The organism is Cytobacillus sp. FSL K6-0129 (assembly GCF_038007625.1).
Lineage (GTDB): Bacteria > Bacillota > Bacilli > Bacillales > Cytobacillaceae > Cytobacillus > Cytobacillus kochii.
The window spans coordinates 3,134,596-3,145,959 of record NZ_JBBOXM010000001.1; the positions used below are offsets into that span (position 1 = coordinate 3,134,596).

13 protein-coding genes and 1 other annotated feature are annotated in these 11,364 nt (G+C 39.4%); all 13 genes read left to right on the forward strand.

The window, feature by feature from the left end; translation table 11 throughout:
* Positions 1-2 precede the first annotated feature (2 nt).
* The 13 genes from MHI57_RS15590 (at position 3) to rpoB (ending at position 11,292) form a co-directional block, all read left to right on the forward strand.
* The gene (locus MHI57_RS15590; RefSeq protein ID WP_340978635.1) at positions 3-428 is read left to right on the forward strand and encodes a Mini-ribonuclease 3; all 426 of its coding nucleotides are present in this window, start codon (positions 3-5) and stop codon (positions 426-428) included.
* On the forward strand, positions 425-1,168 hold the full coding sequence (gene rlmB, locus MHI57_RS15595) for a 23S rRNA (guanosine(2251)-2'-O)-methyltransferase RlmB (protein WP_095371242.1): 744 nt from the start codon (positions 425-427) through the stop codon (positions 1,166-1,168). Before MHI57_RS15590 ends, rlmB begins: the two co-directional genes overlap by 4 nt.
* 2 nt (positions 1,169-1,170) lie before the next feature.
* Positions 1,171-1,677, forward strand: a complete 507-nt coding sequence (locus tag MHI57_RS15600) for an NYN domain-containing protein (RefSeq protein ID WP_095371241.1) — start codon at positions 1,171-1,173, stop codon at positions 1,675-1,677.
* A gap of 8 nt (positions 1,678-1,685) precedes the next feature.
* The gene (gene sigH / locus MHI57_RS15605; protein ID WP_180317053.1) at positions 1,686-2,408 is read left to right on the forward strand and encodes an RNA polymerase sporulation sigma factor SigH; all 723 of its coding nucleotides are present in this window, start codon (positions 1,686-1,688) and stop codon (positions 2,406-2,408) included.
* A 147-nt stretch (positions 2,409-2,555) separates the two neighbouring features.
* Entirely contained in the window at positions 2,556-2,699 is a 144-nt protein-coding gene (gene rpmG, locus MHI57_RS15610; protein ID WP_191816903.1) for a 50S ribosomal protein L33, read from the forward strand.
* A gap of 110 nt (positions 2,700-2,809) precedes the next feature.
* On the forward strand, positions 2,810-2,992 hold the full coding sequence (gene secE / locus MHI57_RS15615; RefSeq protein ID WP_095371238.1) for a preprotein translocase subunit SecE: 183 nt from the start codon (positions 2,810-2,812) through the stop codon (positions 2,990-2,992).
* 211 nt (positions 2,993-3,203) lie between these two features.
* Positions 3,204-3,737: a transcription termination/antitermination protein NusG gene (nusG, locus tag MHI57_RS15620; RefSeq protein WP_095371237.1), complete on the forward strand. Its 534-nt coding sequence runs from the start codon at positions 3,204-3,206 to the stop codon at positions 3,735-3,737.
* A 273-nt stretch (positions 3,738-4,010) separates the two neighbouring features.
* Entirely contained in the window at positions 4,011-4,436 is a 426-nt protein-coding gene (gene rplK, locus MHI57_RS15625; protein WP_009336545.1) for a 50S ribosomal protein L11, read from the forward strand.
* 193 nt (positions 4,437-4,629) lie between these two features.
* Positions 4,630-5,328, forward strand: a complete 699-nt coding sequence (rplA, locus tag MHI57_RS15630) for a 50S ribosomal protein L1 (RefSeq protein ID WP_095371236.1) — start codon at positions 4,630-4,632, stop codon at positions 5,326-5,328.
* A 73-nt stretch (positions 5,329-5,401) separates the two neighbouring features.
* Positions 5,402-5,549 (forward strand) — a sequence feature (ribosomal protein L10 leader region).
* A gap of 59 nt (positions 5,550-5,608) precedes the next feature.
* Positions 5,609-6,109: a 50S ribosomal protein L10 gene (rplJ, locus tag MHI57_RS15635; RefSeq protein WP_095371235.1), complete on the forward strand. Its 501-nt coding sequence runs from the start codon at positions 5,609-5,611 to the stop codon at positions 6,107-6,109.
* A gap of 52 nt (positions 6,110-6,161) precedes the next feature.
* Entirely contained in the window at positions 6,162-6,527 is a 366-nt protein-coding gene (gene rplL / locus MHI57_RS15640) for a 50S ribosomal protein L7/L12 (RefSeq protein WP_095371234.1), read from the forward strand.
* A 178-nt stretch (positions 6,528-6,705) separates the two neighbouring features.
* Complete coding sequence (locus MHI57_RS15645) at positions 6,706-7,308, forward strand: class I SAM-dependent methyltransferase (RefSeq protein ID WP_095371233.1); 603 nt, start codon at positions 6,706-6,708, stop codon at positions 7,306-7,308.
* Between the two features lie 420 nt (positions 7,309-7,728).
* Positions 7,729-11,292: a DNA-directed RNA polymerase subunit beta gene (gene rpoB, locus MHI57_RS15650; RefSeq protein ID WP_340977158.1), complete on the forward strand. Its 3,564-nt coding sequence runs from the start codon at positions 7,729-7,731 to the stop codon at positions 11,290-11,292.
* Positions 11,293-11,364 lie beyond the last annotated feature (72 nt).

Here is an 11,364-nt window from a genome sequence, read left to right on the forward strand (position 1 = left end):
TGATGCTTTCATACGAAGAAAATCTTAATCCTAAACAATTAAACAGTCTCGCCCTTGCTTATATGGGCGATGCTGTTTATGAACAATACGTACGTCAGGACTTATTACAAAAAGGTAATATAAGGCCAAATCAGTTGCATAAGGCAGCAACGAAATATGTATCTGCTAAAGCACAATCAAAAGTGATTCATGCATTTTTGGACGAGGGCGTTTTATCAGAAGAAGAAGAGGCGGTAGTAAGACGGGGGAGAAATGCTAAATCTGGCACCATTCCGAAAAACACCGATGTACAAACTTATCGTTATAGTACTGCATTCGAAGCATTGATAGGTTTCTTATATTTATCTAAACGAGTAGAGCGGTTAGAAGAGTTAGTAGTAAAAGCATTTAAGTGGACTGAGGATAGGAAGGAGGAGAGCAAGAAATGAGTCATGATTTCATTATTGGTAAAAACGCTGTAATCGAGGCACTTAAGTCAGAGCGTGATATGAATAAAATTATGGTTGCGGAAGGCTCTCAAAAAGGGCAAATGCAGCAAGTGGTTGGAATGGCGAAGGAAGCGGGTGTGCTGGTTCAATTTGTTCCGAAAAAGAAATTGGATCAAATGGAGCTAGGGAATCATCAAGGTGTGGTTGCTCAAGTGGCTGCCTATCAATATGCCGAGTTAGATGACCTATTTAAAAAAGCAGAAAACAGTGGACAAGCTCCATTCTTTCTTCTATTGGACGAGATTGAAGATCCTCATAATCTAGGCTCGATTATGAGAACAGCTGATGCTGTAGGTGCGCATGGGATTATTATTCCAAAGAGGCGTGCGGTTGGTTTAACAGCAACAGTTGCTAAAGCTTCAACGGGAGCGATTGAACATATCCCTGTTGCTCGTGTAACGAACTTAGCAAGAACGATTGATGAATTAAAAGAACGAGGCGTTTGGATTGCGGGTACAGATGCAAGCGGTAAACAGGATTATCGCCAATTGGATGGAGTGATGCCCATCGGATTAGTCATTGGTAGTGAAGGGAAAGGAATGGGAAGACTGATTAGAGATAAATGTGATTTTCTTATCAGCTTACCAATGGCTGGAAAAGTAACATCTTTAAATGCTTCAGTCGCTGCTGCTTTGTTGATGTATGAAGTCTACCGCAAACGCTCTCCGATTGAGCGATAATGATGAATATCCTTCTTGTTGACGGATACAATATCATCGGTGCCTGGCCAGAGCTTCAGCTTCTAAAAAATAAGGATTTAGAAGCAGCCAGGGACCTGCTGGTAGAAAAGATGGCTGAATATCAAGGGTATTCCGGTTACCGAGTCATAGTTGTCTTTGATGCCCATTACGTAAAAGGGACAGAAAGAAAATTTAAGAATTATAATGTTGAAGTTATTTTTACACGTACAAACGAAACCGCAGATGAACGTATTGAAAAGCTAGCGATTGCGTTAAATAATATTAAAACACAAATCTATGTAGCTACTTCAGATTTTACAGAGCAGAGAGTCATCTTTGCTCAAGGTGCGTTAAGAAAGTCAGCCCGAGAATTACACAATGAAATGAATCATATTGAAAAACAAATTAACAAAAAAGTAAAGAAAAGCCAGGAAAATAAGCCAGTGTCTAAAATCCCATTAAGTGATGAAATCGTTGAAATTTTCGAAAAATGGCGCAGAGAACGTTAAATGATTGGTTGACGCTGGAAAATACCCTACTGTATAATATTTCTAACCATGCTTGTACGGTCGGAGGGATCAGGATGAGTATCGACTTCAGGACAAAAGCTGAAAAGCATTCTTTATACGTGCAACTCGAAGATGAAGAAGTAATTGAATTAGTGCATAAAGGTGAAAGTGAAGCGCTAGATTATTTGATCCATAAGTATCGAAACTTCGTGCGTGCAAAGGCGAGGTCTTATTTCCTCATTGGTGCCGACAAGGAAGATATTGTGCAGGAGGGAATGATTGGTCTTTATAAGGCCATTCGAGATTTTAAGGAGGACAAGTTGTCTTCCTTCAAAGCATTTGCAGAATTATGTATCACAAGACAAATTATCACTGCAATTAAAACAGCAACAAGACAGAAGCATATCCCGTTGAATTCTTATGTATCGCTTGATAAGCCTATTTATGATGAGGAGTCAGATCGTACGTTAATGGATGTCATTTCTGGAGCGAAAGTGATGAACCCAGAAGAGTTAATTATTAATCAGGAAGAGTTTGACCACATCGAAGTAAAAATGTCTGAACTTTTGAGCGATTTGGAAAGAAAGGTGCTTGCCCTTTATTTAGATGGGCAATCATATCAAGAAATATCAGAAGAATTGAATCGACATGTGAAGTCAATTGATAATGCTTTGCAAAGAGTGAAGAGAAAACTAGAGAGATATTTAGAAATAAGAGAATTCTCTTTATAACTACTATATGTTAATATATTATTTATGGGCATATGAGAACCATTTTCGATTGATAACAGTGGAGGTTTTCCTATTTTTGCTGTTATTGACATGGATTATTGGCCATGGTAGAGTTTTAATGGCATAAATGTCGAAGAGGTGTGAAAAATGCCGAAAAAAGTGATACTAGCTTGTGCCGATTGTGGGACAAGAAATTACACTACCAATAGTAACAAAGGTAATGAGAGATTGGAATTAAAGAAATTTTGCAGTAAATGCAGTGCACATACAGTTCATCGCGAAACAAAATAATAGAGTAAAGAAGAGACAAAAAAGTAATAGAATGGCATTCAGGGGGATGTATTCTTAATCAACGCTTTTTTGTTAAAGGATATATCTCTTTAAAAGTTGGGGGTTAAGAAATGGGACGCATCGTGAAGTTTTTCCGTGAAGTTGGACGTGAGATGAAAAAGGTTAGCTGGCCTACAAAGAAAGAGCTAACGAAATATACGATCACAGTTATTGTCGTTGTTTTATTCTTTACGTTATTCTTTACTGTTGTTGATTTAGGTATTTCTGAATTGATTCGTTTAATTCTTGAATAACCCCTGAGCTTCCATGGTATAATGGATGATAACACAGGAACATTTGCAGGAGCCCGGTAACGGGTTTTTTCATTTGGTCAAGAAAGGCCTAGTCCATTTGCTTAGGATTCGATTGGTTTCGTAATCCGTCACTTTAGACAAACAAGAGATGTCAGTCTTTCAAAAATAAAAATAGATTGCAGGGAGGGAAGGACGTTAAGTCCCCTTTGATATGGAAAAGAATTGGTATGTAGTACATACGTACTCAGGGTATGAGAATAAAGTAAAAGCAAACCTTGAAAAACGTGTGGAATCGATGGGCATGCAGGATAAAATTTTTAGAGTGGTTGTCCCTGAAGAAGAAGAAACAGATATTAAGAATGGTAAGAAGAAAGTTGTAAAACGAAAGGTGTTCCCAGGTTATGTGTTGGTGGAGATTGTTATGACAGATGACTCTTGGTATGTAGTGCGTAACACACCTGGTGTAACGGGATTTGTTGGTTCAGCGGGTTCTGGCTCCAAACCGACTCCATTGTTGCCTGAAGAAGTGCAGGTCATTCTTAAACGTATGGGTGTTGAAGAAAAACGAATGGATGTAAACTTCGAAGTTGGGGAAACGGTTCAAGTAAACGAAGGTCCATTTGCTAACTTTACTGGATCTATTGAAGAAATCGATAAAGATAAAGCGAAAATCAAGGTGCTTGTAAATATGTTTGGAAGAGATACGCCAGTTGAATTAGATTTTTCGCAAATCGAAAAAATTTAACGGTCTTTCTCCCTTATATTTAACTAGAGAAAGTTGATTTTTGTATGATTTCGCCGTATCTAGCCATTGTCTTTCGCTTATGAGCTCTCCTATATTTTTGAAAAGAACTTGAAATCGTCTTTGAAAAATGATAATATTTCATAGGTCAGTATGTCTCAGAAGACGAGACCGGACATTGGACATTATTCTTTATGTTAATATAAAGAATTAACAGTTGAGTGGGAGGGGGAAAACCCCTATTACCACATCACGGACTTTAAGGAGGTGTGTCTCGTGGCTAAAAAAGTAATCAAACTTGTTAAATTGCAAATTCCTGCAGGTAAAGCAAATCCAGCACCACCAGTTGGTCCTGCACTAGGTCAAGCCGGTGTTAATATCATGGGATTCTGTAAGGAATTTAATGCACGCACAGCTGAACAAGCTGGTCTAATTATTCCTGTTGAAATCACGGTATTTGAGGACCGTTCATTTACATTTATTACGAAAACTCCACCTGCTGCTGTATTGCTTAAGAAAGCGGCTGGTATTGAGTCTGGTTCTGGTGAACCAAACCGTAATAAAGTAGCAACAGTCAAGCGTGACAAGGTACGCGAGATTGCTGAAACAAAAATGCCTGATCTAAACGCTGCTAGTGTAGAAGCTGCTATGCGTATGGTTGAAGGTACTGCACGCAGCATGGGTATTGTCATCGAAGACTAATACTATTTGCTATGTATGTATGATGATTGTTTCTAAAAAGGTTGCGATGCTGAATTAGTTTCACTCGCAACCTTTATAATGTTCGGACCTTGAGAAATTCTCGAGGGACCGACGTTTTTGAGATGAGAGGCAAACGTGCTTTTCGTCGGTGGGAGGTTATTCCGCTAAAACCACATTCAAGGAGGAAATTAAAATGGCTAAAAAAGGTAAGAAGTATGTAGAAGCTGCTAAACTTGTAGATAGCACAAAAGCTTACCCAGTTGCAGAAGCAATTGCTCTTGCGAAGAAAACAAACTTTGCTAAATTTGATGCAACAGTTGAAGTAGCTTTTCGTTTAGGTGTAGATCCTAAGAAAGCTGACCAACAAATTCGTGGAGCTGTCGTGCTTCCGAACGGTACTGGTAAAACTCAACGCGTGCTTGTATTTGCAAAAGGTGAAAAAGCGAAAGAAGCAGAAGCTGCGGGTGCAGACTATGTTGGAGATGCAGAATTCATCAACAAAATCAACCAAGGTTGGTTTGAGTTTGACGTAATCGTTGCTACTCCAGACATGATGGGTGAAGTTGGTAAACTTGGTCGTGTACTTGGACCAAAAGGTTTAATGCCAAACCCTAAAACAGGTACAGTTACATTTGATGTAGAAAAAGCTGTTAATGAAATCAAAGCAGGTAAAGTTGAATACCGTGTAGAAAAAGCTGGTAACATTCACGTGCCTATCGGAAAAGTATCATTTGAAGATGACAAGCTTGTTGAAAACTTCAACACAATCTTCGATACAATGATGAAAGCAAAACCTGCTGCAGCAAAAGGTACTTACATGAAAAACGTTTCTGTAACTACTACTATGGGACCTGGTGTGAAAATCGACCCTTCTACAGCGGCAACAAAATAATTAACCATTATTTGGTTTTTAAATAAAGTTGACATAGCAAAGTCCATTCTGTAGAATGAATCTTGTTATTATCATAACTTAATCATTTATACCGTAGACAGCAGGAGCCGATTGGGGCTTAATAACCTGCCGAGGTAATACGATAGATTTTAATTGCTTGAACGAGCTATTGTATACTTCCTCCATGTCTACCTTTGATATGGAGGTTTTTTAATGAGATGGTGAGCCTCACCTATCTGATTGAACGGTATGAATGCATAATTCAATAGGAGGTGTAAAGATGAGCAGCATTATCGAACAAAAGAAACAAATCGTAGAAGAAATTGCAGACAAATTCAAATCAGCTCAAACAGCAGTTGTTGTTGATTACCGCGGATTAACTGTTGCAGAAGTAACAGAACTTCGTAAACAACTACGTGAAGCGAATGTTGAATTCAAAGTTTACAAAAACTCTATGAGTCGTCGTGCAGCAGAAGCTGCTGAACTTGCAGGCTTAAACGAACATCTTACTGGTCCTAATGCAATTGCATTCAGTACAGAGGATGTTGTCGCACCAGCGAAAATTTTAAACGAGTTTGCTAAAAAGCATGAGGCTCTTGAAATTAAAGCGGGTGTAATTGAAGGTAATATCGCTTCACAAGAAGAAGTGAAAGCTCTTGCTGAACTTCCATCTCGCGAAGGTTTACTTTCTATGCTACTCAGCGTACTTCAAGCTCCAGTTCGCAACCTTGCTCTTGCAACAAAAGCTGTTGCAGATCAAAAAGAAGAACAAGGCGCTTAATTATCGGTTTTAACCAATATAATCTAACAAAAATTAAGGAGGAAATTATATCATGACTAAAGAACAAATCATTGAAGCAGTTAAAAGTATGACTGTTTTAGAACTTAACGATCTAGTAAAAGCAATTGAAGAAGAATTCGGAGTAACTGCTGCAGCTCCTGTAGCTGTTGCTGGTGGCGCTGCTGGTGGAGACGCTGCTGCTGAGAAAACAGAATTTGACGTAATTCTTAATTCTGCTGGCGATCAAAAAATTAAAGTTATCAAAGTTGTTCGTGAAATCACAGGTCTTGGCCTTAAAGAAGCGAAAGAAGTTGTTGATAACACTCCTAAAGCTATTAAAGAAGGCGCTTCTAAAGAAGAAGCTGAAGAAATCAAAGCTAAACTTGAAGAAGTTGGAGCTGGCGTAGAAGTTAAGTAATATAGTTTGTTTAAAAGCCCGCTTGTATGAGCGGGCTTTTTTAATATCAGTTATGTGGACTGTTTAGGTAAGTGAATTTAAGGAGAACGTTACAGCAACTAACGAAGCGTTTGCTTAATTTTACCCTCTACCAAAAAAATCCTCGCACATGCAGCTCTAATATCTGGAGGTGACCACTATGTCAGACCATTATTATTCTAAAACGCCTAATGTCGAAAGTAATCCACGTGTTTGGAGTTACAAACTAAGAGACAAAACATTTCAATTTAAAACCGATCATGGTGTATTTTCAAAAAGTGAAGTTGACTTTGGATCAAGGTTATTAATAGAGACGTTTATCCCTCCTGAAATATCTGGTGATGTATTAGATGTTGGTTGTGGGTACGGCCCAATTGGTTTATCAATGGCGTCGATTATGCAAGATCGTCAAGTCGTCATGCTCGACGTGAACGAAAGAGCGCTTGAGCTGGCACAAACGAACGGCGAGCTAAATGGTATCAACAATATCACTGTAAAAGAAAGTGACAAGTTGGCAGTTGTTAAAGACCAACAATTTGCAGCTATTTTAACGAATCCACCAATAAGAGCTGGGAAACAAACTGTTCATAGTATTTTTGAAGAGAGTTTTGAATGTTTATTGCCTGGTGGAGAACTATGGGTAGTCATTCAAAAGAAGCAAGGTGCACCATCTGCAATTGAAAAGCTCTCGGAATTATTTGCTGAAGTAGATACTGTTGTGAAGAAAAAAGGCTATTTTATATTAAGAGCAAAAAAAGATTGACTTGACATTTTCGCTATGTTAGTATTGTAAAATGCCAACATAATATACTACCAATAGGGATAAAAATTTATGCGTTATTGTATAAATTTATCCAGATGTGGGAAGTAATGAAAAGAATAGTCTAATGATGGAATTGTGGTTTTTGCTTGAAAAACCCTTTTTCTTTTTGTCTGATTGAGTTTATGTTTACGGAGGAAACTTGTGCTTTGGGGCTTCCGACGCTCTAGTTTTGGCAAAAATAGAGCGAAATGTGACTCGAGTTTAAGATATGTCAAGCTACCTGGATAATATTTCTCATGTAAAGAGTTTATCTCACTTGTGGGCTGGAATCCACAGGTAAAAAGATAGATTCTATTATTTACATGTGAGATTCACAGGTTGCTTTTCAAATAATAACGCTTGATTTGAGGGGTGAATCAGTTGACAGGTCAACTAGTTCAGTATGGACGACACCGCCAACGTAGAAGTTACGCACGAATCAGTGAAGTTTTAGAATTACCAAATCTAATCGAAATCCAAACCTCTTCTTATCAATGGTTTCTTGATGAGGGTTTAAGAGAGATGTTTCACGACATTTCTCCGATTGAAGACTTTACTGGTAATTTATCGCTTGAATTTATTGATTACAGCCTTGGCGATCCAAAATATTCGGTTGAGGAATCGAAGGAACGAGATGTTACATATTCTGCACCTTTGCGTGTGAAAGTGCGTCTTGTGAACAAAGAAACAGGCGAAGTCAAAGATCAGGATGTCTTTATGGGTGACTTCCCGCTTATGACAGAAACAGGAACATTTGTAATTAATGGCGCAGAACGTGTCATTGTTTCGCAATTGGTGCGTTCTCCGAGCGTATACTTTAGCGGAAAACTCGATAAAAACGGGAAAAAAGGCTTTACTGCCACTGTTATCCCGAACCGCGGCGCTTGGCTTGAGTATGAAACTGATGCCAAAGATGTCGTATACGTTAGAATAGATCGTACGAGGAAACTACCCGTTACGGTTCTTTTGCGTGCACTAGGGTTCGGATCTGATCAAGAAATCATCGAATTAATTGGTGACAATGAATATATCCGTAATACGCTTGAAAAAGATAACACAGAAGGTACGGACAAAGCATTGCTCGAAATCTATGAGCGTCTTCGTCCTGGTGAACCACCGACTGTTGAGAATGCAAAAAGCTTACTTGTATCAAGATTCTTTGATCCAAAACGCTATGATTTAGCAAATGTTGGACGTTACAAGATTAATAAAAAGCTTCATATAAAAAATAGATTATTTGGCCAAAGATTAGCTGAGAATTTGGTTGATCCTGAAACAGGGGAAATCATTGCTGAAAAAGGTGTTGTACTTGATCGTAGAACGCTTGATCGAATTCTTCCTTATCTTGAGAAGAATGTTGGCTTTAAGAAAGTGGACCTTGTCGGTGGCGTTATAGATGAAGAAGTCGATGTTCAATCGATTAAAATTTATGCACCGAATGAAGATGGCGAGAAAGTCATCAATGTAATCGGTAATGCGTATGTAGAAGAAGCTGTGAAGAATATTTCACCGGCTGATATTATTGCTTCTATTAGCTATTTCTTTGATTTATTACATGGTGTCGGCGATACAGATGATATTGACCACCTTGGTAATAGAAGATTACGTTCTGTTGGTGAGCTATTGCAAAACCAATTCCGTATCGGTTTATCAAGAATGGAGCGTGTAGTTCGTGAGAGAATGTCCATTCAAGATACGAACACAATTACGCCACAACAATTAATCAACATTCGTCCTGTTATTGCATCTATTAAAGAATTCTTTGGTAGCTCTCAATTGTCTCAGTTCATGGACCAAACAAATCCATTAGCTGAGTTAACACATAAGCGACGTCTGTCAGCCTTAGGACCTGGTGGATTAACACGTGAGCGTGCAGGCTTTGAAGTGCGTGACGTTCACTATTCCCACTATGGTCGTATGTGTCCAATTGAAACGCCAGAGGGACCGAATATCGGATTAATTAACTCTTTATCATCCTTTGCGAAAGTGAATCGTTTCGGATTTATTGAAACACCTTATCGTCGTATTGATCACGAAACAGGTACAGTATCTTCAAGAATCGATTACTTAACAGCTGATGAGGAAGATAATTATGTTGTAGCCCAAGCGAATGCAAGACTAGGTGAAGATGGTTCATTTATTGACGAGGAAGTTGTTGCTCGTTTTAGAGGGGAAAATACTGTTGTTAAACGTGACCGTGTTGATTACATGGATGTATCACCTAAGCAGGTTGTATCTGCTGCGACTGCATGTATCCCGTTCTTAGAGAATGATGACTCTAACCGTGCCTTAATGGGTGCCAACATGCAACGACAAGCTGTGCCTCTTATGCAGCCTGAAGCACCACGCGTTGGAACAGGAATGGAATATGTTTCTGGTAAAGATTCTGGTGCTGCGGTGATTTGTAAGCACGAAGGTATTGTTGAGCATGTTGAAGCGAAAGAAGTTTGGGTAAGACGTGTGAAAGAAGTAGATGGCCAAGAAGTAAAAGGCGATCTTGATAAATATAGAATGCTTAAGTTCATTCGTTCCAACCAAGGTACTTGTTACAACCAAAGACCAATTGTTGCAGTTGGTAACCGTGTAACGAAAGGTGAAATCCTTGCTGACGGACCATCAATGGAACTTGGTGAACTTGCGCTTGGACGTAATGTTCTCGTTGCTTTCATGACATGGGACGGTTATAACTACGAGGATGCGATCATCATGAGTGAGCGCCTTGTAAAAGATGATGTATACACTTCGATTCATATTGAAGAGTATGAGTCAGAGTCTCGTGATACGAAGCTTGGACCTGAAGAAATTACTCGTGACATCCCGAATGTAGGGGAAGATGCCCTACGTAATTTAGATGAGCGCGGTATTATTCGCACAGGTGCTGAAGTGAAAGATGGGGACTTGTTAGTTGGTAAAGTAACGCCTAAAGGTGTAACAGAACTAACTGCAGAGGAAAGACTACTTCATGCTATCTTCGGTGAAAAAGCACGTGAAGTACGTGATACATCCTTGCGTGTACCACATGGTGGAGGCGGTATCGTACTAGATGTCAAAGTCTTCAACCGTGAAGATGGCGATGAACTACCTCCAGGTGTAAACCAACTTGTACGTGTTTATATTGTTCAGAAGCGTAAGATTTCTGAAGGGGACAAAATGGCCGGCCGACATGGTAACAAAGGGGTTATCTCTCGTATTCTACCGGAAGAAGATATGCCGTATTTACCAGATGGCACACCGGTTGATATCATGTTGAACCCATTAGGGGTACCTTCTCGTATGAACATCGGTCAGGTACTTGAACTACACCTTGGAATGGCGGCAAGATCACTAGGCATTCATGTTGCTTCACCAGTATTTGATGGTGCAAACGAGGAAGATGTTTGGGAAACAATCGAAGAAGCTGGTATGGCTCGTGATGCGAAAACAGTTCTTTATGATGGACGTTCAGGAGAGCCGTTTGATAACCGTGTATCTGTTGGTGTCATGTATATGATCAAACTAGCACACATGGTTGATGATAAACTTCACGCTCGTTCTACTGGACCTTACTCACTTGTTACGCAACAACCGCTTGGTGGTAAAGCACAATTCGGTGGACAGCGTTTTGGTGAGATGGAGGTTTGGGCACTTGAAGCCTATGGTGCTGCTTATACACTTCAAGAGATCTTAACAGTTAAATCGGATGATGTCGTTGGACGTGTGAAAACATATGAATCCATCGTTAAGGGTGAAAATGTACCGGAACCTGGTGTCCCTGAATCATTCAAAGTATTAATTAAAGAACTTCAAAGCTTAGGTATGGATGTAAAAATCCTTTCAGGCGATGAAAAAGAGATAGAAATGCGTGATACGGATGATGATGAGGATATGCAACAGGCTGAATCCTTAACAATCGCTCCAGATACGCAAGAAACAGAAGTAGCAGAAACAGTAGCAACAAAAGAATAAATTTGAACAAGGAGGGCGATCACTGCCCTCCATTCGAGCTAAGTGGAATAGATGACTGGGACCCAAACTTAT